This window comes from Bacillus sp. 01N42_2 (assembly GCF_056399565.1).
Genome location: NZ_JBFTRO010000003.1, coordinates 410,232 through 434,396, shown reverse-complemented (window position 1 = coordinate 434,396; position 24,165 = coordinate 410,232). Strand labels below are relative to the sequence as shown.

Here is a 24,165-nt window from a genome sequence, read left to right as displayed (position 1 = left end):
ATCTATAATGATGGGAGGTAGAAGGAATGCGCAAAGAACAAGACCGTTACATCTATGATGAAAAAGAAAGTGAAGAAACGGCCCGGCTCATCTCAGAGGCATACCAAAGCGGTTATGTCGGTCTGGAGGAAGCCTCAGCCCCTTCGGAAAATTAAGCTGTCTGTAAAGACGGCTTTTTTCGTGCGGATGAAGTGCAAAAAAGTGATATTGCCGCTTGTTTATAGTAAAGTAGAGGGAGAAACGACTTTATTTTATTGAAGCGGCAACGTTGCTTGGGGAGGGTATTCAATGTGCGACATGCTCTAATCACTGCCGGCACGAAGGGGTTGGGCCGAAAAGTGACTGAAATGCTGCTGGAAAAAGGCTTTTCGGTCACAGTGAATTACAGACAGGACGAAGAAGCCGTCGCTTGTCTGAAGGCTGATTATCCCCGGTGCCATGACAGATTGCAATTCGTTAAGGGCGATGTAACCCGAAAAGAAGATCTCATGCGGATCGCCGATGCAGCCCTTCAGCGGTTTGGAAGAATTGACATACTGATTAACAACGCCGGGCCGTACATATTTGAGCGTAAAAAGCTTGCCGATTACTCCGATGACGAATGGTATGGCATGCTTGAAGGGAATTTAAGCGCCGTTTTCCATCTGTTTAAAGCGGTTATCCCGGTAATGAGACAGCAGCGCTTCGGCAGGATTATTACATACGGCTTCCAAGGCGCAGATCATGCCCCCGGCTGGCTTCACCGTTCCGCTTTCGGGGCGGCTAAAGTCGGATTGGCTTCGTTAACGAAAACCATCGCGATTGAAGAAGCCGAATCAGGCATCACGGCCAACATGGTCTGCCCGGGTGATATTGTAGGAGATATGAAAGAAGCGTCTATAGAAGAAGCAAGACGGAAAATCGGGAAAGAAAACACGCCGATCGGGAGGTCCGGAACCGGAGAAGACATTGCAAGAATCATCGCCTTCTTATGTGAAGAGGATTCCGATCTTGTCACCGGAACGGTCATAGAAGCAACAGGCGGGCTGAATGTGATTAACAGGCATCAATCCCTGTAAGTTTTTTCGTTTGTCAAAAAGGGAACTTGATAAATATTAATTTTTTATGAGGTGAAAACGATGAAAGTGACTTATCACGGACATTCTGTTATTCAAGTGGAAACGAAAACCCATAACATTATTTTCGATCCGTTCCTAACCGGAAACAGTCTGACCAATCTGAAGCCGGAAGAAGTGAAAGCGGACGTCATTCTGCTTACTCACGGACACAATGACCATGTCGGAGATACAGAGCAGATCGCCAAACAAAACGACGCACTCGTTATTGCGCCGAACGAGCTGGCCGTTTATCTCGGCTTTAAAGGGTTAAACGTCCACCCGATGCATATCGGCGGGGCGCGCCAATTTGATTTCGGCAAAGTGAAACTGACACAGGCGTTCCACGGATCGGCGGTCACTGATGCAGAAAACAAAACCATCACATACACGGGGATGCCGGCCGGGATTTTATTAACGATTGACGGCAAAACGATTTTCCACGCCGGCGATACGGCGCTGTTCTCAGATATGAAACTGATCGGGGAACTGAATCACATTGACCTGGCGTTTCTGCCGATCGGTGATAACTTCACCATGGGGCCTGAAGATGCGAAACTCGCGGCTGAATGGCTGAGAGCGAAACAGGTCGTTCCCGTTCATTACAATACATTCCCCGTCATTGAACAGGACCCTGACGCTTTCGCTGAAAGTCTGCCCGGAGGCGTCGGCAAAGTCATGGCGGTCGGCGAGACCATTGAGCTTGCCTGACATATGTGTCAAAGGCCTTCTGAACCAAACGTTCAGAAGGTCTTTTTGTGATGACGCCTTTTTTCGGGCGTCTCATTGCGAATGAATCCCCCGTGCCCTTATAATAAAAGCAGAAGACTGTCCTTAGAGGTGAAACGCTTGGCAACAAAGCATGAACAAATCCTATCGTACATAGATTCGCTTCCTGTCGGTGAAAAAATTTCGGTCAGAAGAATTGCGAAAGAAATGAAAGTCAGTGAGGGAACGGCTTACAGAGCCATTAAGGAAGCTGAAAATAAAGGGTTCGTTTCCACTATTGAACGTGTGGGGACTATCCGGATTGAACAGAAGAAAAAGGAAAATATCGAAAAGCTGACATATGCCGAGGTTGTCAATGTGATAGACGGCCAGGTGCTCGGCGGAAAAGCCGGTCTGCATAAAACGCTGAATAAGTTTGTGATCGGCGCGATGGAGCTTGATGCGATGATGCGTTATACGGCGGCGGGGAACCTGTTAATCGTCGGGAACAGAATCAATGCCCACCGGCAGGCGCTTGAAGCGGGCGCGGCTGTTTTGGTAACCGGAGGATTTAATACCGACGACAGCATTATCGAGCTGGCCGATATGCTTGAGCTTCCGATTCTCTCCACAAGCTATGATACCTTTACGGTAGCCGCGATGATCAACCGGGCGATCTATGATCAGCTCATAAAAAAAGAGATTGTGCTCGTGGAGGACATTTTGACTCCCGCCGATCGGACAGTGACGCTGTCTCCTAAAGATAAGCTGGAGAAATGGTACGAAAAAAACGATGAAACCGGACACGGCCGCTTTCCTGTCATTGACGGGCAAATGAAAATCCACGGGATTCTCACACCGAAAGATATCGCCGGACATGACCGGTCAGTCCCGATTGAAAAAGTAATGACCAAAAACCCTGTCACGGTCATCGGGAAAACGTCTGTCGCCTCAGCGGCTCAAATGATGGTTTGGGAAGGAATCGAAGTGCTCCCGGTGACAGACGGGAACCACAGACTGATCGGTATGATCAGCCGTCAGGACGTCTTAAAAGCGCTGCAAATGATTCAAAAGCAGCCTCAGGTCGGGGAAAAGCTTGATGATATCGTTTCAAGGGGATTTAAAGAAGAAGAAGATGACAAAACGCCGGCTGTTTATCAATATGAAGTCACGCCGCAGATGACCAATCAGCTTGGGACGATTTCTTACGGGGTGTTTACGACGATTTTAACTCAGGCTGCCAGCCGATTTTTACGGTCCCGCAAACGCGGCGAGCTGGTCATTGAAAGCATTACGATTTTCTTCTTAAAGCCCGTTCAGATGGAATCGGTCATTGAAGTAAAGCCGCGCATTTTAGAAGCGGGCCGGAAATTCGGAAAAATGGAAGTGGAAGTGTCAAGCCAAAGCGGCATCGTTTCAAAAGCGATGCTCATGGTGCAGCTGATGGAGAGAAGTTAAGGGACGCATCTCGGTCCCTTGACATTCATTATGCGTGGTCTCTCTCCGCTTCTTTTGCATGGATAGGTTCATAATGCTTATAGGCTTTATACCCGGCCCATGCGCTGCCTGCTCCGATTAAAATGAAGACGCCGCCGATGACGAGGGTCAGGACGGAGTGAAACAGAATCATTTGGTTTACTCCGTACAAAAGCACCAGCGCGCCTAACGCCATACTTGATTTAGCCGAAAAACATTCCTTCTCCAGCGCCCGTTTCGTCTGGATGCCTTTTACTTTGTAATACACGTAAAAGCAGGCAGAAAGCCCGATGAGAAAAACAAAAACCAGCATAAATGAAATCCTCCATTATATGAGTTTGCAAAACCGTTTACACCGTTACTGAAAGATTTTCCTTTTCCATGGATAAAGAGTATGATTAAATGAATAAAAACAAAAGGAGAAAACGATGAAATCCGAATTGATCAGAACCATATCATTATATGACACCATTATCTTACATAGACATGTGAGGCCTGACCCAGACGCTTACGGATCACAGTGCGGCCTTACGGAAATCCTGCGGGAAACGTATCCCGAAAAAAATATTTTTGCCGTCGGACAGCCTGAGCCGTCCCTGTCTTTCTTATATTCCCTCGATGAGGTGGGTGACGAAACCTACAAAGATGCTCTTGTCATCGTGTGCGACACCGCAAACCAAGCACGGATCGACGATCAGCGCTACCATTCCGGCGCAAAGCTCATGAAAATAGACCACCATCCAAATGAAGATCCGTATGGCGATCTGTTATGGGTCGATACGAATGCAAGCTCCGTAAGCGAAATGATCTATGAGCTGTACCTGGAAGGAAAGCAGCACGGCTGGAAGCTGAATACGAAAGCAGCTGAGCTGATCTACGCGGGTATCGTCGGTGATACGGGACGCTTCTTATTCCCGAACACCACAAAAAAGACATTAAAATACGCGGGAGAGCTCATTGAGTTCCCATTTTCATCGTCAGAGCTGTTTAATCAATTGTATGAAACGAAATTAAATGTGGTGAAGCTGAATGGCTTTATTTATCAAAATGTGTCATTGTCTGAAAACGGCGTCGCTTCCGTTTTCATTAAAAAAGACATTTTGGAGACATATGGAACCACCGCTTCTGAAGCGTCGCAGCTCGTCGGAACACTCGGAAATATTTCCGGTATTCGCGCTTGGGTGTTTTTCGTAGAAGAAGACGACCAAATCAGAGTCCGGTTCCGTTCAAAAGGCCCGGTCATCAACGGAATTGCCCGGAAATACAATGGCGGCGGACATCCGCTTGCAGCCGGCGCATCCATCTTCAGCTGGGATGAAACCGGTCCGATTCTTGCTGATCTTGAAGAGATATGTAACGAACACAAGTAGAGGGGAGACCCTCTTTCTTAGTGTTCATCTGTCACAGGGATGAACCAGCAGCCGAATTCAGTCAGGTCTTCGTAGACGCGGAGATTACAGATTTGGAGTTCTTTTTTTATGAGGGAAGCGAGTGTGTTTGTTTCTGCATATGCGGAATAGCCTTTTCTGATTCGGTCTGCATGATCTTTTGCCAGGCGGCGTTCACTAAAAACCTCCATTTTCCCTTCCTCCCTTCAGAATCATTGAAAATGTCTCATTTACAGTTTATAAAAAAGCGGAGAAAAAAGCGACAGATCTATGGAAATTTTTTAAAAATGACATAATTACGTCGCAAAAGAAATATGAATTTCGACAGACAATCTCGTATAAATCGTCAGTTCCTTTACTTGAGCTTTATATTCCTTTTCATTTATGGTGTACACCTTGTTTTCAATCGTCCGTTTTAAAAGCTCCTTTGTTTTATACACGCTCTCAATATCCTTTGTGATGACTTCAGAAATATCATCTTTCACCTGTTCTTCAAATTTCATCTTATCAGGCTGGGCGATTCTGTATTTTTCCCCATTGATCAGCTTCACATCAACACTTTGGATAAGCAGTCTTTGTTTATTATCCTCATTTAATTTATGAAGATCTTTCTGATAGATGGAGATCTGGTTTTTCAAATCCCGTGCGTGCTCCCGCTGTTTTTCAATTAACGTCACCTGTTCTTCCTGAAACGTTCCGTATGTAAACAGAAAGAACAGCCAGCTGACGATTGCTCCGCACATCATTCCCGCAAAAAAACGCTGCCATCCCGGTTTTTTATAATACTCGGGAATTCTCATGAAGGCATATTCTCCTGAGCCAGCCATGACACAATCAGCCAGCCGGTCTGCGCGCCGCCCATCGCTGAAATAATTAATAGAAGCTGTTTGAAGATGTCGCGCGTGTTGCCTTCAAACAGCCCCCGCTCAAAACTGTATACGGCGTCAAATGTTCCTCCGATAGCCGCGACAAGCGCCCAGATCTTCAGCCTGTTCGCCAATTTTGTAATCGCCGTAAGCGGAGGCTCGCCTGATAAATAAGCTCCGACGCCGCCGATGAGCGCTCCGCCGAGCAAAACGCCGAGGGCGATAAAATAACTGCTGATAAAATTCGCCATAAAGCCGGCTTCCTGATCCATATATACACCACCTCACTTTTCTATCATATTGAGCAAAGCGGACAAGTATGATGATGAGTCAAAAAAGAACATTTGTTTCTTAAGAAAACCCGTCTTATAATGTAGAAAGGCAAAATGAACGTATACGGAAAGGAGTGGCGGCATTGTCTTTTGTTCATCTGCAAGTACATAGCGGCTACAGCCTGTTAAACAGCGCCGCTTCTGTAAAAGATCTTGTTACACAAGCGAAGGAGCTCGGTTATTCTTCATTGGCGCTGACGGACGAAAATGTGCTGTACGGCGCCATTGAGTTTTATAAAGCATGCAAGTCAAACGGAATAAAGCCGATTATCGGTCTGACGGCTTCTATATACACGGACGAAACGGAACTTGAAGCACGCCCGCTTGTTCTTTTGGCGGAGACAAACACCGGTTATCAGAACCTGCTGAAAATCTCAAGTGCGCTGCAATCCATAGCAAAGGGCGGCATGAAGCGAAAATGGATGAAGAGCTATCATGAGGGGCTGATCGCCATTACACCCGGTGAAAACGGGTACATTGAAAGTCTGCTGCAAGCCGGGAAATTTGAAGAAGCGGTCAAAGCTGCCGAAGGATTCCGGGAACTGTTCGGAGAAGGCCGTTTTTATTTAGGATACCAGCCGTTCAAAGGTCATGAGACGTTATCGGAAGATATTCTCCGCCTGTCAGCCGAGACGGAAATCCCAGTCTGCGCTGCGGGGGATGTCCGTTATATCAAGAAAGAAGATCAAGATGCGTACCGCTGTCTGTGCGCCATTAAAGCCGGTGAGAAATGGGAGGATCAGAACGGGAATCTGCCGGATTTACACTTGAGGCCGCCTGAAGAGATGGCGGAGCTTTACACGCAGCATCCGGAAGCGATTGAAGCATCCGCGCGTATCGCCGGGCAATGCCGGGTCGATGTCAGCCTCGGACAGACACGCCTTCCGTCTTTTCCGGCGCCGGACGGCAAATCAGCCGATGATTATTTGGCGGAAGTCTGTCACGAGGGGCTGCGTCTCCGTTTCGGCACTCCTGATGAGCGCGCCATCCGCCGGCTTGAATATGAGTTGGACGTCATCAGGCGCATGAAATTCAGTGATTATTTTCTCATCGTATGGGACTTTATGAAGTACGCGCATGAAAAGGGCATTGTGACAGGCCCGGGAAGAGGATCTGCGGCAGGCTCGCTTGTCGCTTACTCTCTTTTCATTACAGACGTGGATCCGCTGAAACATTCTCTGCTGTTTGAAAGGTTTCTTAATCCGGAGAGGATCAGCATGCCCGATATTGATATCGATTTCCCAGATACGAGAAGGGATGAGGTCATTCAGTATGTACAAAATAAGTACGGGGCCATGCACGTCGCTCAGATTATCACCTTCGGAACATTGGCCGCAAAGGCGGCGTTAAGAGACACCGGGAGAGTGTTCGGAATCAGTCCGAAAGAAGCTGACCAGCTTGCCCGCCTGATTCCGTCAAAGCCGGGAATGACGCTTGAGGAAGCGAGGCGGCAGTCCGCTCAGCTGAACAGGCGGCTGTCTGAATCCGCCGTTCTTCATAAAGTGTTTCAGGTCGCCAGGAAAATTGAAGGTCTTCCGAGGCATACGTCAACACACGCGGCCGGCGTTGTTCTCAGTAAAGATCCGCTTTCTGAAGTTGTCCCTCTTCAAGAAGGGCATGACGGCGTGTATTTAACGCAGTATGCGATGGATCACTTGGAAGATCTGGGTCTTTTGAAAATGGACTTTTTAGGTTTGCGCAACCTGACGCTTATTGAATCCATTAAAACGATGATTGAAAAAGAGACGAATACGAAAATTGATTTTTCCGAGATTTCTTACCAGGATGAAAAAACGTTCTCCCTGTTGTCAGACGGCGATACGACGGGCATTTTTCAGCTGGAATCATCAGGGATGAGGAGCGTGCTGAAGCGTTTGAAGCCGTCGAGGCTTGAAGACATTGTCGCGGTGAATGCGCTTTACAGACCGGGGCCGATGGAAAATATTCCATTATTTATCGATCGGAAGCACGGGCGGGCGCGTGTGGAAGTGCCGCATGAGGATGTAAGAAATATTCTCAGTGACACGTATGGCGTCATCGTCTATCAGGAGCAGATTATGATGATCGCCTCGCGGATGGCAGGGTTTTCATTAGGTGAAGCGGATCTGCTCAGACGGGCTGTCAGTAAAAAGCAAAAGGACATTCTGGACAGAGAGCGAAGCCATTTTGTTGAAGGGTGCTTAAAAAAGGAGTATTCTGTAGTCACTGCAAACGAGGTCTACGATCTGATTGTCAAATTCGCCAACTACGGATTTAACAGAAGCCATGCTGTCGCATACAGCATGATCGGCTATCAGCTCGCCTATTTAAAAGCGCACTATCCTTTATATTTTATGTGCGGTCTTTTGACGAGCGTCATCGGCAATGAGGACAAAATATCGCAATATCTGCATGAAGCGAAGGGGAGCGGGATCCAAGTTCTTCCGCCGTCAATAAACAAGAGCGGTTTTCCGTTTGCGCCGGAAAACGGAGCCGTCAGATACAGTTTGCGGGCCGTGAAAAACGTAGGCGTCTCGGCAGTGAAAGATATTTATAAAGCAAGAACACATAAACCGTTCGAGGATCTTTTCGATTTCTGCTTTCGCGTACCTGCAAAAAGCGTGAATCGGAAAACAATCGAAGCCCTTATATTTTCTGGCGCCATGGACGAATTCAATCAAAACCGCGCCTCCTTGCTGGCCTCCGTGGATGTCGCTTTAGAGCACGCTGAACTTTTTCGTGCAGACGATGACCAAATGGGATTGTTTTTGGAAGAATCGTTTTCCATTAAGCCAAAATATGTAGAGGCTGAGGAATTTCCGCTCGTGGACAAGCTTCGGTTTGAAAAAGAAGCTCTCGGTGTTTATTTCTCAAGCCATCCTTTGTCCGCTTTCAGGGATCTCTTGAAAAAACGGGGTGCGCAAGCGATCGCAAAAGCGCGTCAGGCGCCTAAGGGGCAGCTGTCGATCGGCGCTTTGCTCGCGGGCATCAAAACGATTCGGACAAAGACAGGTCAGCATATGGCGTTTCTCACATTAAGCGACGAAACGGGAGAAATGGAAGCCGTCGTGTTTCCTGACCAATACAGAAGGCTGTCTCCGCTGTTAAAAGAAGGCGCGCTTTTATTCGCCGCCGGAAAAATGGAAGAGCGGCAGGAGAAGACACAATTCATCATGTCATCCGCCTCTCTTCTTGAGGAGACGGAGACAGACAGAGCGCCGTCTGTTTACATCAAAATCGAAGGCAGCCGGCACAATCAGGAGTTTTTGGAAAAGATGAAGCGTATTTTACTGGAGCATAAAGGGGAAACCGGCGTTTATCTTTATTATGAAAAAGACAAGCAGACCATCAGGCTGCCCGACACCTTTCATATTCAGGCGGACCATCAGGCGTTATACCGTTTAAAAGAGCTGCTGGGCCGCGAAAACGTCGTGTTAAAATAGTGGTAACAACAATGGTTTTGTTATACAATTGAAACAATTGTGCTATCTTATTTAAAGATTCTGAAATTTTTCACCTCCAGAGATTGTACCAGTCTATGCGGCAGAATATGTAACAAAGTACTTAAAAGGAGTGTTTAGCATGTCATTAAGAGAAGAAGCGTTACATTTACACAAAGTAAACCAAGGAAAGCTTGAATCAAAAGCAAAGGTGGAAGTCAGAAATGCGGACGATTTAAGCCTTGCCTACTCTCCGGGGGTAGCTGAGCCTTGTAAAGAGATTTATGACGATAAAAATAAAGTATATGATTATACAATGAAGGGGAACATGGTAGCAGTCGTAACAGACGGATCAGCGGTTCTCGGTCTCGGAAATATCGGGCCTGAAGCTTCACTTCCGGTCATGGAAGGAAAAGCGGTTCTGTTCAAAAGCTTTGCGGGCGTGGACGCATTCCCGATCGCGCTCAACACAAACGACGTGGACAAAATCATCGACACGGTGAAGCTGCTTGAACCGACATTCGGCGGTGTCAATCTTGAAGATATTGCGGCGCCGAACTGTTTTATCATTGAAGAGCGCCTGAAAAAAGAAACAAACATTCCGGTTTTCCACGATGATCAGCACGGCACTGCCATCGTAACCGTAGCCGGACTTGTAAACGCGCTGAAATTATCAGGAAAATCCATGTCATCTATTAAAGTTGTGGCAAACGGAGCGGGAGCGGCAGGCATCGCGATCATCAAGCTTCTTTACCATTTCGGCGTTCGCGACATCGTGATGTGCGACTCTAAAGGAGCCATTTACGAAGGGCGTCCTGCCGGCATGAATGCGGTGAAAAACGAAGTGGCCAAGTTTACAAACCAAGACCGCAATGACGGTTCGCTGCAGGATGTCATTAAAGATGCAGACGTCTTTATCGGTGTATCAGTCGAAGGCGCTTTGACAAAAGAAATGGTGGAAAGCATGGCGAAAGATCCAATTATTTTCGCAATGGCCAACCCGAATCCGGAAATCATGCCTGAAGACGCGCGCGCAGCCGGCGCAAGCGTAATCGGAACAGGCCGTTCTGACTTCCCGAACCAGGTCAACAACGTACTTGCATTCCCTGGAATCTTCCGCGGAGCGCTTGACGTTCGCGCGACTCATATCAACGAAGAAATGAAAATAGCTGCGGTTGAAGCGATCGCTTCCCTCGTTTCAGAGGATGAATTAAGCGCGGAGTATGTCATCCCGGCTCCATTTGACAAACGCGTGGCTCCTGCCGTTGCGAAAGCCGTTGCGAAAGCGGCGATGGAAACGGGCGTCGCCAGAATTACGGTTGACCCTGAGGAAGTGGCTGAAAAAACAAGACAGCTTACGGTCATTGGCGAATAATAACACAAAAAGAATTGGCAGCGCGTTGGGAAAAACAACGCGCTGCTGTTCAATATACGGACTGCTGGCATTTTTTTAAGGGCAGGTCTTAAAAAAATTTCAGCAGAATCCTTATTTCTTTTGAAAACGCTGACAGATAAGGCTGAGCAACGCTTTTAAAGGTCTGTCATCCGTCCGTTTCCGCCTGCTTTTCAGCAAAAAATGTCGAATGGAGGATGACACCGTTTGACAAAAAAAGTACAATAGTTTCGGTAAAGTTATTATTAAGTCTATCTAATCGGAAGACATGCAGTGAAGAGAACCCTTCACAAAAGGGAGGTAATCATTTGTTAAAGGATATATTCACAAAAAAGAAAAAATATGCTTCCGTGCCGTCTGAGCAGGCAAAACATGATGTTCCGGAAGGCATTATGACAAAGTGCCCCAAATGTAAAAAAATCATGCTCACAAAAGAGTTAGATAAAAACCTGCGCGTCTGCATGAACTGCGGGCATCATTTCCCGATGAATGCAAAGCAGCGCATTGAAATCCTCCTGGATGAAAATTCATTCGAAGAATTCAACCAGGGAATGATATCTGAAAACCCGCTCGGTTTCCCGGGATACTTAGAAAAAATCGAAAAAGACCGTGAGAAAACATCGCAGAATGAAGCGGTTGTTACCGGAAAAGGGACCATCAGCGGATTCCCTGCCGTGATCGCGATCATGGATTCGACATTCCGCATGGGCAGCATGGGCTCGGTTGTCGGCGAAAAAATCACGCTGGCAATTGAAAAAGCGAAAGAGGAAAAAGTCCCGTTCATCATCTTTACCGCTTCCGGCGGCGCACGTATGCAGGAAGGGGTCTTAAGCCTTATGCAGATGGCGAAGACAAGCTCTGCATTGAAACTGTTCAGTGAAGAGCAGGGGCTGATTATTTCGGTTATGACCCACCCGACGACTGGCGGCGTATCGGCCAGTTTCGCGTCTCTCGGTGATTATAATTTCGCTGAACCGGGCGCCTTGATCGGATTTGCCGGAAGACGTATTATTGAACAGACGATCGGAGAAAAACTGCCGGAAGATTTCCAGACGGCGGAATTTTTATTAAAGCACGGCCAGCTTGATGCGGTGATTCACAGAAACGACATGAAAGACAAACTCGCATTTCTGCTGGACATGCACCAAACAGGAGGTGAGCATGAGTGGCTGCAAGATTAGAATTTGAAAAACCGGTGATTGAACTGCAGACAAAAATCGCCGAACTGAAAAAATTCACCCAAGATTCGGAGATGGATTTAAGCGCTGAAATCGCAAGGCTTGAAGACCGGCTCAGCAAGCTCCAGGATGAAATTTATAAAAACCTGAAGCCTTGGGACAGAGTGCAGATCGCACGCCTTCCCGAACGGCCGACGACCCTTGATTACATTCAATACCTGTTTACCGACTTTTTTGAGTGCCACGGAGACAGAACATACGGAGACGATGCTGCGATTGTCGGCGGAGTTGCCAAATATCACGGCATGCCGGTCACCGTCATCGGTCATCAGCGCGGAAAAGACACGAAAGAAAACCTTGTCCGCAATTTCGGGATGCCTCACCCTGAAGGCTACCGTAAAGCGCTTCGCCTCATGAAGCAGGCGGATAAGTTTAACCGCCCGATTATCTGCTTCATCGACACGAAGGGAGCGTATCCCGGCAAAGCGGCGGAGGAACGGGGACAAAGTGAAGCCATTGCTAAGAACCTGTTCGAAATGGCCGGCCTGACAGTGCCTGTCGTTTGTATCGTCATCGGCGAAGGCGGCAGCGGAGGGGCGCTTGCATTAGGTGTGGGCAACCGCATGCTGATGCTGGAGAACTCGACGTATTCCGTTATTTCTCCTGAAGGAGCCGCGTCCATTTTGTGGAAAGATTCCAGCCTTGCCAAAAAAGCAGCTGAAACCATGAAGATTACTGCGCCCGATTTATTAGAATTAGGAATTATAGATAATATGATTAAAGAAGTGAAGGGCGGAGCTCACCATGACATCAAGCAGCAGGCGGGCTACATTGACGGCATCCTAAAAGAAACATTAAAATCTCTTCTCCCATTGAACGCCGAAGAATTGATCTCACAGCGCTACGAAAAATACAAAGCCATCGGAAAAGTTTCGGTTGAGGATCAATATATCGGGGCAAACTGAATAGACGTGAAGCCTATGGCTCACGTTTATTTTTTGTGTTTTTTGTGATATTCCTTAAATTTTATTTAAAAACAGTTTATTTAATTGTATAATAGGTAAGGTTTCATGGGAGCTCAGGCGTCCCTTTTCATTGTTTTAGGGCAATGATCATGATATGTTTAACATATATATGTTGCTGAGGTGAATAGGAAATGAAGCGTATAGGAGTATTAACGAGCGGCGGGGATTCCCCGGGGATGAACGCAGCGGTGCGAGCGGTTGTGCGTAAAGCTATCTATCACGATGTAGAAGTTTACGGAATTTATAACGGTTATTCAGGATTAATCAGCGGAAAAATAGAGAAACTGGAACTGGGTTCGGTCGGTGACATCATCCACCGCGGAGGAACAAAGCTGTATACAGCCAGATGTCCTGAATTCAAAACAGTTGAAGGCCGTGAAAAAGGAATCGAAAATTTAAAGAGACTCGGCATTGAAGGTCTTGTCGTGATCGGCGGAGACGGTTCGTACATGGGTGCGAAAAAATTAACTGAACACGGGTTTCCGTGTGTAGGTGTACCGGGTACGATAGATAATGACATCCCGGGAACTGATTTTACGATCGGATTTGATACGGCGTTAAACACCGTAATTGATGCGATTGATAAAATCCGTGACACAGCTACGTCGCATGAGCGTACATACGTTATTGAAGTGATGGGACGCCATGCAGGCGACATTGCTTTATGGGCAGGTCTTGCAGGCGGAGCGGAATCCATTTTAATCCCTGAAGCGGACTACGATATGGAAGAAATTATCGGCCGTTTGAAGAGAGGGCATGACCGCGGCAAAAAACACAGTATCATCATCGTTGCTGAGGGGGTAGGCAGCGGGGTTGAATTCGGAAAACGCATCGAAGAAGAAACAAACCTTGAAACACGGGTATCCGTTTTAGGGCACATCCAGCGCGGCGGATCTCCAAGCGCTTCTGACCGGGTTCTTGCAAGCCGCCTCGGCGCTTACGCGGTTGAGCTTCTGCTTAAAGGAAAAGGCGGACGCTGCGTAGGTATACAAAACAACAAGCTTGTAGACCATGATATTATAGAAATTTTAGAATCAAAACATACTGTTGAACCAAACATGTATCAGCTTTCAAAAGAACTGTCTATTTAAGACGGAAGAAGCTGAAGATTTCAGAAGGAAGTGAACGAGTTGAAAAAAACAAAAATCGTTTGTACAATCGGTCCGGCCAGTGAAAGTGTAGAAATGCTGACAAAATTGATGGAAGCGGGTATGAATGTTGCCCGTCTGAATTTTTCACACGGTGATTTCGAAGAGCACGGCGCAAGAATTAAAAACATCAGAGAAGCAAGCAAAAAGCTCGGCAAAAACGTGGGGATTCTCCTCGATACGAAAGGTCCGGAAATCCGCACGCACGATATGGAAAACGGCGCGCTTGAGCTTCAGGCGGGAAATGAAATTATCGTTTCTACAAAACAGGTGCTGGGAACGCTTGAAAAATTCTCAGTTTCTTATGAAGGCCTGGCAGACGACGTGTCAGCAGGGTCTATCATCCTGCTGGATGACGGTTTAATCGGATTGGAAGTGATTGAATCAAATCCGGAAAAACACGAAATCAAAACAAAAATCTTAAACAGCGGCACGCTGAAAAATAAAAAAGGCGTAAACGTTCCAGGCGTCAGCGTCAACCTTCCGGGAATTACTGAAAAAGACGCTAAAGACATCGTCTTCGGTATCGAGCAAGGCGTTGATTTCATCGCTGCGTCATTTGTACGCCGCTCTACGGATGTTCTGGAAATCCGCGAATTGCTTGAAGAGCATAACGCGTCTGACATTCAAATCATCCCTAAAATTGAGAACCAGGAAGGCGTAGACAATCTGGATGCGATTCTGGAAGTATCTGACGGCTTAATGGTAGCGCGCGGAGACCTCGGCGTAGAGATTCCGGCTGAAGAAGTGCCGCTCGTGCAAAAAGAAATGATCAAAAAATGCAACGCGCTCGGCAAACCGGTTATTACCGCGACTCAAATGCTCGACAGCATGCAGCGCAACCCACGTCCGACACGCGCTGAAGCAAGTGACGTTGCCAACGCTATTTTCGACGGTACAGATGCGATCATGCTTTCCGGTGAGACAGCTGCGGGACAATATCCTGTTGAGGCGGTTCAAACAATGTTTAACATCGCCACACGCACGGAAGAATCTCTGAACTACAAAGAAATTCTGTCTAAACGCAGAGATCAGGTCGGCATGACGATTACCGATGCAATCGGCCAATCCGTTGCGCACACGGCAATCAATCTGAACGCGGCAGCTATCGTTACGCCTACAGAAAGCGGCCATACGGCGCGTATGATCGCGAAATACCGTCCGCAGGCTCCGATTGTAGCCGTTACAGTGAATGAGTCTGTATCACGCAAACTCGGCCTTGTATTCGGTGTCTTCCCGGCAAGCGGCCAAAACGCGAATTCTACAGATGAAATGCTTGAAGATGCAGTTCAAAAATCACTTGACAGCGGACTCGTGAAACACGGTGATCTGATTGTCATTACAGCCGGTTCTGTCGGTGAATCAGGCACGACGAATCTGATGAAAGTCCACACTGTCGGCAGCGTAATCGCAAAAGGACAAGGCATCGGACGCAAATCAGCATTCGGTCCGGTTGTTGTTGCAAAAAATGCGAAGGAAGCTGAACAAAAAATGACAGACGGCGCAGTATTGGTTGCTTCAAGCACTGACCGTGACATGATCGCTTCGCTTGAAAAAGCATCAGCGCTCATTACGGAAGAAGGCGGTCTGACAAGCCATGCCGCAGTAGTCGGTTTAAGCTTGGGCATTCCGGTTATCGTCGGTCTGGAGAACGCAACTTCAGTTTTAACAGAAGGACAGGTTATCACAGTTGACGCTGCCCGCGGCGCTGTGTATGAAGGCCGCGCAAGCGTTCTTTAAACAGCTTTAAAAAAGAGAGGGGGGTTCTCCCTTCTCTTTTGTCTTTAGGTTGATTTTCCTATTCCCATGCGGACGGTGACGCGCTTTTAGAAGGGCAGGAGGGCAGAAAAATGAGACTTTTATTCTTACTGTTTATCGTGTGTCCGGCAATTGAAATCAGCTTGTTTCTGCTGGCGGGAAAATGGCTCGGCGTTTTTCCGACCGTCCTTCTCATCATTTTGACAGGCGTGCTGGGCGCCTTGGTGGCAAAAAGACAGGGAATTGATGTATATCATCGGGTGATGCGCGACCTGCAGCACGGCAGCATGCCGGGGGACGCGCTTCTTGACGGAATATGCGTCTTTATCGGAGGCCTGCTTTTGATGCTTCCGGGTTTTTTGTCCGATATTGCAGGGGCCTGTCTTCTGATTCCGTTCACTCGGAACCGCATGAAGCCGCTTTTGTTCAAATGGCTGAGAGGAATGTCAAAAAACAAGCGGATCATTATCAAATAAAAACGGCAGCCTTCTTGCAGGGCTGCTGTTTTTATTTGGACTGAACAGTAATATAGGCCCATATTTCTTTTAAAGCGCCCGTTGTGATAAAGGCCTGAATGAAAACGAGCAGCGCAGGCCCCGCAGCCAGTCCTAAAATTCCGAACAGCTTAAAGCCGGCAAACAGGGCGATTAAGGTCGCAATCGGATCAAGCCCGATTGACTTGCTTAAAATCTTCGGCTCCGTCAGCTGGCGCTGAATGAGAACCACAATATATAAAATACCGAGACCGATCGCTTGGGGAAGCTGACCGGCAATGGCCAAATACATAATCCAGGGAACAAATACCGATCCGGCGCCGAGATACGGGAGAAGATCCACCAGGCCGATAAAAAAGGCAATGGTCGCCGCATGCTCAATTCCTAAAAGAAACAGTCCGATAAAGACAATGATCATCGTAAAAAGGATGAGCACGGCCTGCGCCTTAATGAAACCGGCCATCGCTTTTTTCAGTTCTCCCGACACGGCCTTGGCGTTTGCCGAAACGCGTTCCGGAAGAATGGAATAAAGCATCGCTTTCAGCTTGTGCCAGTCCTTTGTCATAAAAAAAGTCGCCAGCATTGCGAATACGAAGACAGCAGCCGTATTGGGAAGGAAGGCAATCAATTTCGGCACCAGCTCTAAAAGATGTGAAAGCATCAGCCCCGCATTTTTAGCGGCTGTATCACCGAGAGTCTGAATATGCGTCACGATGGATGCCTGCTGATTGGTTTCCAGCCCGTTAAATAAGACAGTCAGCTCGTGGTACAATGGCTGAATGCGGGAAGTGAAGAACTCCTCGCAATACGTTATAAAGGCGCTGATATGGGGAGGGAGCGTTTTGGCCAGATAGGCGGTTCCCGAGATGATTTCCGCAACGAGAAAAGTCGCCGCGCCAAGAAGAATCAGCAAAAAGAAGGCCAGGACAATGACTGTATTGACTGATCGGGGCAGCCCCGTCAGTTTGTCCAGCCAGTCAACCACGGGAATGATCGCCGACGACAGAATAAGGGCGATCAGAAACGGATAAGTTAACGAAAATGAGGCGTAACCGGCCGCTAAAGCGCCGCCGGCCGCAACTAGTACAAACAGTGCGCGGAAAAAAACAGTTGCATAGTGCGGATTCACATCGATCCTCCTCTCGGTCGGCACGTCCTATTACATTAGTTTATTCGTCAAAAAAAAGGATATGAATACAGTTATGATGAAGGATGGTGCTTTCAGGATGTTTACACAGGCGAATTTATTTTTACTATTATTGCTGGCCATCGCATTGATAGCCAAAAACCAGTCATTGCTTTTTGCCGTCGGCTTTCTCATTGTGATAAAAGCTGTCGGTCTTGACCAGAAATTGTTCCCGGTGATTCAGTCAAAAGGAATCAACTGGGGGGTCACCGTCATTACAATCGCCGTTTTAGTGCCGATTGCGACAGGTGACATCGGTTTTAAACAGCTCGGAGAAGCGATGAAATCATATTATGCGTGGATCGCTCTCGGCGCCGGAATCGCCGTTGCCTTAATCGCCAAAAACGGTCTCACCTTATTGGAAAACGATCCTCATATTACAACGGCGCTGGTGATCGGCACGATACTTGCCGTCGCGCTTTTCGGCGGCGTTGCCGTCGGTCCGTTAATCGGCGCCGGAATTGCCTATCTGGCCATGCAGATCGTAAAAATATTCACTTCGTAAAGTAAAAAAGCGGCTTAAAGCTGCTTTTTTTGCGGGTGAAAATAAGAGTTTGCAGCGCATTTTGTAGTTCAGACAAATGCCATTTGCATTATTCCGAGGAATGAAGTGGCTTACCATGTAACAAAGAACTTCGGAATCGACGGCGCATATGGCACGAAGACTGAAGATGCAGTAAGGCGGTTCCAATTGATGAATGGATTAAAAGCTGATGGAATTTATGCACTTGAACCAAATCAAAACTTGAAGTGTTGTTAAAATAAGCGGAGACCCTTTCCTTCAATTTGAAAGTTTGTTAAATTTATAATGAGAATGAAAAAACACAATTCGGTTGGTAGTCCGGATGCATTATTTAAAATGTCAGTAACCTTCCCCTCCTCGGGATGTCCATCATTCTTCAGTAAATTTAGGAGGAGGGAATCGTTATGAAATTAACGGTTTACTACGATGGTCAGTTTTGGGTAGGAGTAATTGAAGTTGTGAATGATGGGAAATTAAGAGCAATTCGTCATTTGTTTGGACAAGAGCCAAAGGATTCAGAAATCATGCATTTTGTTAATAATCAACTTTTACAGACTCTATCCCGCACTGAACAGGAAGGGGTTTGTGTTAAAACAAAATCTAAGAAGTTAAACCCAAAAAGATTACAACGACAAGCTTCTAAAGAGATAAAAAATATCGGGATATCAACTAAGGCACAAAAAGCGATAAAGCAGGAGCTTGAAACAAGAAAAGAAAAGAAAAAACAACTGAATAGAAAACAAAGAGAAAAAATAAAGGAACAAAAATATTTAATCAGAAAACAAAAAGCAAAAGAAAAGCATAGGGGCAAATAGTTGGAGAACCCTATGAAGCCCTTCGATTGAAAAGTTGAGCGGCATCAGTTTTTTCTTCAGACTGATTAAGAAAAAAGCAGTAGAAATCGAGCCCTTCTCGAGATGAGGAGGGTTTTTCTGCAATTTATTTAAATTCACTTACATCAGTAAATGAGTCAGTTTCAATTGATGAACGGTTTGATGAGGATATTTAGGGCTGAGTACAAAAGCGAAAATCTTGTCTTAGCTGAAGTAATAATAAGCTCTCTCTTTTATGAAGGGAGAAGATTTTTCGAAGTTATTCAAGATGTAATAAAAAATAAAGGAATGCAAATGTTAAAGTGAAGGGAGATGATTACTATGAAAAAAATAATTGTATTGGTGATCTTATGTTTTTCGTTAAGCTCTATCACAGTGGCTGCTGCTAAACAAGAACACGGCCAGAACCCAAAAGTTTCTCAGGAGCTATTTGGTGTTTTTATGCATGAGCTTTTCTGTAAAAATATATTAGACAGTGCCCGTGAATTCTATAAGGATGACACACTCTCTGTTACCATTAAAGGAGGCGTTAAATTATCCGAAGAAAAAGAAGGCAGGTATATAGTGAAGTTCATAATTATCCCTCATTCAAAGCTTCCGGGTACAAAAGGCAAGATTTCAGGAACCGATACATTGACTTTCAGAGTAGACCCCTTCCTTTTGGGTTCTGGTTCAAGGGACAGAAATTCAGCAGTTACATTCCTGCATTTAAAGCATCACAACTCCACAAGGCAAAATTGATAAAACAGGATACTCTACATAGGATATCCTCTTTATGAGGCTAAAATAAATATTATTTACGGAGTTCTGCAGCAGGATCAGAGGAAAAGCATTGAAACTTGTCGAGGTGGTATTTTTTACTTATATGAAGTAAATGACCTTGATAGCGTCTTTGATCTTTCTTTGGTTATTTCAGAACACTGTGAGAAGCATGGACTCTATAAAGAGGCGCTTGAATTTTCTAAGCATGCTATTTTAGCCGAGGAGAAAATGAGGCACCTGGAGGGATTATAATTGAAAAAAATTATTCTTTGTGCAGCCCTAACCTTTGTTACATTAAGTGGTTTAGCTGTAGTTAAGATTAATCAAGAATCATCAGATGTTAAGATAACAGAGCGCCCGGTGGGTACTCTAAAATTAGCAGAGCGGCCAGTAGGCACATAAAAAAAGCCACGGACAGGGCTTTTTTTTTGCGCTCTTTCTGGCGTTCATTTGTGAATAACCCGGGTAGTGGTGCGTTGTCCTTTTAAACTCCCAAAGCTCCCCCAAATGAAAACATGAGAATACATGATTTTACAAAGCGCCTGAAAGCAAGCGATTAAATTTATCAACGCAAAACCTTGATATATAGGGCTTTTAAAACATTTTTAGTTAAAAGTCTACAAATTAATCAGATTATTGTTTATAATAAGAATAGGCTTAAACTTAAATAAGCTTATAAGAATTTGTTATGTTCCTCTATAAGCATATCGGTTATGTAACCGCAATCAATGAAATGTAAGCATTTTCTTAAAGGGGAAAGGGAGTGTTTACATGACTCATTTTAAGTAAGCCGTATGTTTTATGTACTCTTTAAAGGGGAATTTTGATTGAAAAGGAGAGGTTGAATATGACAGCAACACGCGGTCTTGAAGGGGTTGTAGCAACAACATCATCTGTAAGCTCTATTATCGACGATACCCTTACATATGTAGGGTACGATATTGACGACTTGACAGAGAATGCAAGTTTTGAAGAAATCATTTATTTGCTGTGGCATCTGCGCCTGCCGAATAAAACAGAGCTTGCTGAACTGAAAAAACAGCTTGCGAAAGAAGCTGCCGTTCCACAAGAAATCATTGAGCACTTCAAATCCTATCCCCTCAATAACGTACATCCAATGGCTGCGCTCCGGACGGCAATTTCATTACTCGGTCTGACTGACAGTGAAGCCGATGTCATGAATCCGGAAGCGAACTACAGAAAAGCCATCCGTCTGCAGGCGAAGGTGCCGGGCATTGTCGCCGCTTTCTCAAGAATCCGCAAAGGGCTTGATCCTGTTGAACCGAAGGAAGAGTACGGTATTGCGGAGAACTTCCTTTATACCTTAAACGGTGAAGATCCTTCTCCGATCGAAGTGGAAGCGTTTAACAAAGCGCTCATTCTTCATGCGGATCATGAGCTGAATGCATCAACATTTACGGCGAGAGTATGTGTCGCCACCTTATCTGATATTTACTCAGGCATCACGGCAGCCATCGGCGCATTAAAAGGGCCGCTTCACGGCGGAGCCAATGAAGCCGTCATGAAAATGCTGACAGAGATCGGAGAAGTGGAAAATGCCGAGCCTTATATCCGCAGCAAAATGGAGAAAAAGGAAAAAGTGATGGGCTTCGGACACCGCGTGTATAAGCATGGGGATCCGCGCGCCAAACATTTAAAAGAAATGAGCAAACGCCTGACGAATCTGACGGGTGAAAGCAAATGGTACGACATGTCAATCCGTGTCGAAGAAATTGTGACGTCGGAGAAAAAACTTCCGCCTAACGTTGATTTCTATTCAGCATCTGTGTACCACAGTCTCGGCATTGACCACGATCTGTTTACGCCGATCTTTGCGGTCAGCAGAATGTCCGGATGGATCGCGCACATTCTTGAGCAATACGATAACAACCGCCTCATCCGCCCGCGCGCTGAATACACGGGTCCGGATAAGCAGACTTTTGTTCCGATTGACGAAAGAGCCTGATCAAACGGGAGGCTGGTGATTTTCATGTCGTTAGCCTCTTGTTAATCAAGCCCAAGTTGGTTTACAATTTTGATAGAATCTTGAGAAAAATCATTTTATTTTCTATACAAGAAAAATAAAATGTTTTCTAAATATGAATTACATACTGGGAGGTAATATTGTGTCACAAGGTGAAAAAATTACAGTCTCTAATGGAGTATTAAACGTACCAAATAATCCGATTATCCCGTTTATTGAAGGTGACGGCACAGGCCCTGATATTTGGAATGCCGCTTCTAAAGTATTGGAAGCCGCTGTTGAAAAAGCATATAAAGGCGAGAAAAAAATCACGTGGAAAGAAGTTTATGCCGGTGAAAAGGCTTATAATAAAACAGGTGAGTGGCTTCCTGCCGAAACGCTGGAAGACATCAGAGAGTACTTCATCGCTATCAAAGGACCTCTGACGACACCGGTCGGCGGCGGTATCCGTTCTCTGAACGTGGCGCTGAGACAGGAACTTGATTTGTTTACGTGCCTGCGCCCTGTCAGATATTTCACTGGAGTGCCTTCTCCGGTCAAACGTCCTGAAGATACGGATATGGTCATTTTCCGTGAAAACACGGAAGATATTTATGCCGGAATTGAGTATGCGAAAGGTTCTGAAGAAGTTGAAAAGCTGATCAGCTTCCTGCAAAATGAAATGGGTGTTAACAAAATCCGTTTCCCTGAAACATCAGGAATCGGCATCAAGCCTGTTTCTGAAGAAGGAACAAGCCGCTTAGTCAGAGCTGCCATTGAGTATGCGATCGAAAACGGCCGTAAGTCAGTCACGCTTGTCCACAAAGGAAACATCATGAAGTTCACTGAAGGGGCATTTAAAAACTGGGGCTACGAGCTTGCCGAAAGAGAATATGGAGATAAAGTATTCACTTGGGCCGAATATGACCGCATCGTCGAAAAAGACGGAAAAGAAGCGGCTGATAAAGCGCAGAGCGAAGCGGAAGCAGCAGGAAAAATCATCGTCAAAGACAGCATCGCTGATATTTTCCTTCAGCAGATCTTAACCCGTCCGAGCGAATTCGACGTCGTGGCGACGATGAACTTAAACGGAGACTATATCTCTGATGCGCTTGCCGCTCAGGTAGGCGGAATCGGAATCGCACCGGGAGCGAACATCAACTATGAAACAGGGCATGCGATTTTTGAAGCGACTCACGGAACGGCTCCTAAATATGCCGGCCTTGACAAAGTCAACCCGTCATCCGTTATCCTTTCAGGAGTGCTTCTTCTTGAACACCTGAACTGGAATGAGGCGGCTGACCTAGTCATTAAAGCTATGGAAAAAACGATTGCTTCAAAAGTAGTAACTTACGATTTTGCAAGATTAATGGACGGTGCAACTGAAGTGAAATGTTCAGAGTTCGGTGAAGAGCTTATCAAAAACATGGACTGAACCTAAAGCAGACTTCTAATGAAGCCAAAAAAGGAGAAGAGAATCATGGGAAAAACACGCAGTAAAGTTTCTGTTATCGGAGCAGGATTTACGGGAGCGACAACAGCCTTCCTTACAGCTCAAAAAGAGCTTGCGGATGTTGTGCTCGTTGATATTCCTCAATTAGAAAACCCGACTAGAGGAAAAGCGCTTGACATGCTTGAAGCAAGTCCGGTTCAAGGATTTGACGCGAAAATCACAGGCACGTCCAACTACGAGGACACAGCCGGTTCTGATATCGTCGTCATCACGGCCGGAATTGCGAGAAAACCAGGCATGAGCCGTGATGATCTCGTATCTACAAACGAAAAAATCATGAGAAGCGTCACACGTGAGATCGTGAAATATTCTCCTGACTGCATTATCGTCGTGTTAACAAACCCTGTTGATGCGATGACATATGCGGTGTACAAAGAATCAGGCTTCCCGAAAGAACGCGTTATCGGACAATCCGGAGTGCTTGACACTGCGCGGTTCAGAACATTCGTCGCTGAAGAATTAAACCTGTCAGTAAAAGACGTGACCGGTTTTGTTCTTGGAGGACACGGTGACGACATGGTTCCTCTCGTCCGTTATTCCTATGCGGGCGGCATTCCGCTCGAAACACTTATCCCGAAAGACCGTCTTGATGCGATTGTAGAGCGCACAAGAAAAGGCGGCGGGGAAATCGTCAACCTTCTCGGCAACGGAAGCGCCTACTATGCGCCTGCTGCATCACTGACAGAAATGGTAGAAGCCATTTTGAAAGATCAGCGCCGCGTGCTTCCGACTATCGCTTATTTAGAAGGCGAATACGGTCATGAGGGCATTTACTTAGGCGTACCGACGATTATCGGAGGAAACGGCCTAGAGCAAATCATTGAGCTTGAACTGACAGACTATGAAAAAGCACAGCTGAGTAAATCAGTTGAATCTGTCAAAAACGTGATGAAAGTATTGTCATAAGAAAAAAGGGAAGGCTTCCGAATCAGAAGCCTTCCTCTTTTTACAATTAATGAAAGCGTTTTCTTTTTCCCTGAACGATCCTTTCTCTGAAAATGATCAAAAAGGCGAATTGTCTGAACGGGCAGTATTGGATAAAATGAAATCATAAAGTGATATGCAGCACATAAAATAGAGAAAATTGGATGTCGGGGAAAATAGAC

At 46.1% G+C, this 24,165-nt stretch carries 24 protein-coding genes and 1 pseudogene; 20 read left to right on the top strand and 5 right to left on the bottom strand.

From position 1 onward, the window contains the following. Positions 1-26: 26 nt before the first annotated feature. The 4 genes from AC1DN5_RS09740 to AC1DN5_RS09725 all read left to right on the top strand — a co-directional run bounded on the left by AC1DN5_RS09740 (position 27) and on the right by AC1DN5_RS09725 (position 3,260). Complete coding sequence (locus AC1DN5_RS09740) at positions 27-155, top strand: hypothetical protein (protein ID WP_014470818.1); 129 nt, start codon at positions 27-29, stop codon at positions 153-155. Between the two features lie 135 nt (positions 156-290). Next, positions 291-1,058 (top strand): SDR family oxidoreductase, encoded by a 768-nt coding sequence (locus tag AC1DN5_RS09735; protein WP_016938591.1) that lies wholly within the window; start codon positions 291-293, stop codon positions 1,056-1,058. Positions 1,059-1,118: 60 nt separating this feature from the next. Further along, positions 1,119-1,805, top strand: a complete 687-nt coding sequence (locus AC1DN5_RS09730; protein ID WP_049627161.1) for a metal-dependent hydrolase — start codon at positions 1,119-1,121, stop codon at positions 1,803-1,805. 138 nt (positions 1,806-1,943) lie between these two features. Next, positions 1,944-3,260, top strand: coding sequence for a CBS domain-containing protein (locus tag AC1DN5_RS09725; protein WP_045926836.1), 1,317 nt, complete (start codon positions 1,944-1,946; stop codon positions 3,258-3,260). Positions 3,261-3,288: 28 nt separating this feature from the next. Here the strand turns inward: AC1DN5_RS09725 and AC1DN5_RS09720 are convergent, their stop codons facing one another. Continuing rightward, positions 3,289-3,591 carry a YtpI family protein gene (locus AC1DN5_RS09720; RefSeq protein ID WP_003152434.1) on the bottom strand — a complete coding sequence of 101 codons (303 nt, stop codon included), beginning with the start codon at positions 3,589-3,591 and terminating at the stop codon, positions 3,289-3,291. A 115-nt stretch (positions 3,592-3,706) separates the two neighbouring features. Between AC1DN5_RS09720 and AC1DN5_RS09715 the strand changes: the two genes are divergently transcribed. Beyond that, complete coding sequence (locus AC1DN5_RS09715) at positions 3,707-4,648, top strand: DHH family phosphoesterase (protein WP_016938594.1); 942 nt, start codon at positions 3,707-3,709, stop codon at positions 4,646-4,648. 17 nt (positions 4,649-4,665) lie between these two features. Here AC1DN5_RS09715 and AC1DN5_RS09710 read toward each other — a convergent pair whose 3' ends face one another. The 3 genes from AC1DN5_RS09710 to ytrH form a co-directional block, all read right to left on the bottom strand. Next, positions 4,666-4,857 (bottom strand): YtzJ family protein, encoded by a 192-nt coding sequence (locus tag AC1DN5_RS09710; RefSeq protein ID WP_045926837.1) that lies wholly within the window; start codon positions 4,855-4,857, stop codon positions 4,666-4,668. A 105-nt stretch (positions 4,858-4,962) separates the two neighbouring features. After that, positions 4,963-5,466 carry a sporulation membrane protein YtrI gene (ytrI, locus tag AC1DN5_RS09705; protein ID WP_016938595.1) on the bottom strand — a complete coding sequence of 168 codons (504 nt, stop codon included), beginning with the start codon at positions 5,464-5,466 and terminating at the stop codon, positions 4,963-4,965. Next, on the bottom strand, positions 5,463-5,804 hold the full coding sequence (ytrH, locus tag AC1DN5_RS09700) for a sporulation membrane protein YtrH (protein WP_016938596.1): 342 nt from the start codon (positions 5,802-5,804) through the stop codon (positions 5,463-5,465). The genes ytrI and ytrH overlap by 4 nt, the downstream gene beginning before the upstream one ends. 143 nt (positions 5,805-5,947) lie before the next feature. Here ytrH and dnaE point away from each other — a divergent pair, with 143 nt between their 5' ends. From dnaE to AC1DN5_RS09665, 7 genes are all read left to right on the top strand, one after another. After that, the gene (dnaE, locus tag AC1DN5_RS09695) at positions 5,948-9,286 is read left to right on the top strand and encodes a DNA polymerase III subunit alpha (protein ID WP_099744769.1); all 3,339 of its coding nucleotides are present in this window, start codon (positions 5,948-5,950) and stop codon (positions 9,284-9,286) included. A gap of 139 nt (positions 9,287-9,425) precedes the next feature. Further along, complete coding sequence (gene ystJ / locus AC1DN5_RS09690; RefSeq protein ID WP_016938598.1) at positions 9,426-10,658, top strand: NADP-dependent malic enzyme; 1,233 nt, start codon at positions 9,426-9,428, stop codon at positions 10,656-10,658. 326 nt (positions 10,659-10,984) lie between these two features. Next, positions 10,985-11,857 carry an acetyl-CoA carboxylase, carboxyltransferase subunit beta gene (gene accD, locus AC1DN5_RS09685; protein WP_016938599.1) on the top strand — a complete coding sequence of 291 codons (873 nt, stop codon included), beginning with the start codon at positions 10,985-10,987 and terminating at the stop codon, positions 11,855-11,857. Next, entirely contained in the window at positions 11,842-12,819 is a 978-nt protein-coding gene (gene accA, locus AC1DN5_RS09680; protein ID WP_016938600.1) for an acetyl-CoA carboxylase carboxyl transferase subunit alpha, read from the top strand. The genes accD and accA overlap by 16 nt, the downstream gene beginning before the upstream one ends. Before the next feature lie 191 nt (positions 12,820-13,010). Next, positions 13,011-13,970: a 6-phosphofructokinase gene (pfkA, locus tag AC1DN5_RS09675; protein ID WP_016938601.1), complete on the top strand. Its 960-nt coding sequence runs from the start codon at positions 13,011-13,013 to the stop codon at positions 13,968-13,970. A gap of 39 nt (positions 13,971-14,009) precedes the next feature. After that, complete coding sequence (gene pyk / locus AC1DN5_RS09670) at positions 14,010-15,767, top strand: pyruvate kinase (RefSeq protein WP_047476898.1); 1,758 nt, start codon at positions 14,010-14,012, stop codon at positions 15,765-15,767. 110 nt (positions 15,768-15,877) lie between these two features. Continuing rightward, positions 15,878-16,261: an FxsA family protein gene (locus tag AC1DN5_RS09665; protein ID WP_366969086.1), complete on the top strand. Its 384-nt coding sequence runs from the start codon at positions 15,878-15,880 to the stop codon at positions 16,259-16,261. 31 nt (positions 16,262-16,292) lie between these two features. Here the strand turns inward: AC1DN5_RS09665 and ytvI are convergent, their stop codons facing one another. After that, the gene (ytvI, locus tag AC1DN5_RS09660) at positions 16,293-17,408 is read right to left on the bottom strand and encodes a sporulation integral membrane protein YtvI (RefSeq protein ID WP_366969087.1); all 1,116 of its coding nucleotides are present in this window, start codon (positions 17,406-17,408) and stop codon (positions 16,293-16,295) included. A gap of 97 nt (positions 17,409-17,505) precedes the next feature. On the opposite strand from ytvI, the gene AC1DN5_RS09655 reads away from it, so the two are divergent. The 8 genes and pseudogenes from AC1DN5_RS09655 (at position 17,506) to mdh (ending at position 23,965) form a co-directional block, all read left to right on the top strand. Further along, positions 17,506-17,970, top strand: coding sequence for a DUF441 domain-containing protein (locus tag AC1DN5_RS09655; protein WP_007408072.1), 465 nt, complete (start codon positions 17,506-17,508; stop codon positions 17,968-17,970). Positions 17,971-18,093: 123 nt separating this feature from the next. After that, positions 18,094-18,230 (top strand): annotated as a pseudogene (locus AC1DN5_RS09650) (peptidoglycan-binding domain-containing protein); the annotation flags it as partial. A gap of 162 nt (positions 18,231-18,392) precedes the next feature. After that, positions 18,393-18,803, top strand: a complete 411-nt coding sequence (locus tag AC1DN5_RS09645; RefSeq protein WP_366969088.1) for a YjdF family protein — start codon at positions 18,393-18,395, stop codon at positions 18,801-18,803. Between the two features lie 339 nt (positions 18,804-19,142). Continuing rightward, positions 19,143-19,562 carry a hypothetical protein gene (locus AC1DN5_RS09640; protein ID WP_198698005.1) on the top strand — a complete coding sequence of 140 codons (420 nt, stop codon included), beginning with the start codon at positions 19,143-19,145 and terminating at the stop codon, positions 19,560-19,562. A 273-nt stretch (positions 19,563-19,835) separates the two neighbouring features. Next, complete coding sequence (locus AC1DN5_RS09635) at positions 19,836-19,985, top strand: PhrK family phosphatase-inhibitory pheromone (RefSeq protein ID WP_016938738.1); 150 nt, start codon at positions 19,836-19,838, stop codon at positions 19,983-19,985. Between the two features lie 445 nt (positions 19,986-20,430). Further along, positions 20,431-21,549 carry a citrate synthase gene (gene citZ / locus AC1DN5_RS09630; protein ID WP_016938606.1) on the top strand — a complete coding sequence of 373 codons (1,119 nt, stop codon included), beginning with the start codon at positions 20,431-20,433 and terminating at the stop codon, positions 21,547-21,549. Positions 21,550-21,709: 160 nt separating this feature from the next. After that, positions 21,710-22,981, top strand: a complete 1,272-nt coding sequence (gene icd / locus AC1DN5_RS09625) for an NADP-dependent isocitrate dehydrogenase (protein ID WP_016938607.1) — start codon at positions 21,710-21,712, stop codon at positions 22,979-22,981. Between the two features lie 45 nt (positions 22,982-23,026). Then, on the top strand, positions 23,027-23,965 hold the full coding sequence (gene mdh, locus AC1DN5_RS09620; protein ID WP_366969090.1) for a malate dehydrogenase: 939 nt from the start codon (positions 23,027-23,029) through the stop codon (positions 23,963-23,965). The last annotated feature ends 200 nt before the right edge of the window (positions 23,966-24,165 follow it).

What these genes read in the sequence shown, in the direction of transcription:
- AC1DN5_RS09740 (WP_014470818.1), top strand. Translation starts at nt 27, where the DNA reads ATGCGCAAAGAACAAGACCGTTACATCTATGATGAAAAAGAAAGTGAA.
- AC1DN5_RS09730 (WP_049627161.1), top strand. Translation starts at nt 1,119, where the DNA reads ATGAAAGTGACTTATCACGGACATTCTGTTATTCAAGTGGAAACGAAA.
- AC1DN5_RS09720 (WP_003152434.1), bottom strand. Translation starts at nt 3,591, where the DNA reads ATGCTGGTTTTTGTTTTTCTCATCGGGCTTTCTGCCTGCTTTTACGTG.
- AC1DN5_RS09715 (WP_016938594.1), top strand. Translation starts at nt 3,707, where the DNA reads ATGAAATCCGAATTGATCAGAACCATATCATTATATGACACCATTATC.
- AC1DN5_RS09710 (WP_045926837.1), bottom strand. Translation starts at nt 4,857, where the DNA reads ATGGAGGTTTTTAGTGAACGCCGCCTGGCAAAAGATCATGCAGACCGA.
- ytrI (WP_016938595.1), bottom strand. Translation starts at nt 5,466, where the DNA reads ATGAGAATTCCCGAGTATTATAAAAAACCGGGATGGCAGCGTTTTTTT.
- ytrH (WP_016938596.1), bottom strand. Translation starts at nt 5,804, where the DNA reads ATGGATCAGGAAGCCGGCTTTATGGCGAATTTTATCAGCAGTTATTTT.
- ystJ (WP_016938598.1), top strand. Translation starts at nt 9,426, where the DNA reads ATGTCATTAAGAGAAGAAGCGTTACATTTACACAAAGTAAACCAAGGA.
- pfkA (WP_016938601.1), top strand. Translation starts at nt 13,011, where the DNA reads ATGAAGCGTATAGGAGTATTAACGAGCGGCGGGGATTCCCCGGGGATG.
- AC1DN5_RS09665 (WP_366969086.1), top strand. Translation starts at nt 15,878, where the DNA reads ATGAGACTTTTATTCTTACTGTTTATCGTGTGTCCGGCAATTGAAATC.
- AC1DN5_RS09655 (WP_007408072.1), top strand. Translation starts at nt 17,506, where the DNA reads ATGTTTACACAGGCGAATTTATTTTTACTATTATTGCTGGCCATCGCA.
- AC1DN5_RS09645 (WP_366969088.1), top strand. Translation starts at nt 18,393, where the DNA reads ATGAAATTAACGGTTTACTACGATGGTCAGTTTTGGGTAGGAGTAATT.
- AC1DN5_RS09640 (WP_198698005.1), top strand. Translation starts at nt 19,143, where the DNA reads ATGAAAAAAATAATTGTATTGGTGATCTTATGTTTTTCGTTAAGCTCT.
- citZ (WP_016938606.1), top strand. Translation starts at nt 20,431, where the DNA reads ATGACAGCAACACGCGGTCTTGAAGGGGTTGTAGCAACAACATCATCT.
- mdh (WP_366969090.1), top strand. Translation starts at nt 23,027, where the DNA reads ATGGGAAAAACACGCAGTAAAGTTTCTGTTATCGGAGCAGGATTTACG.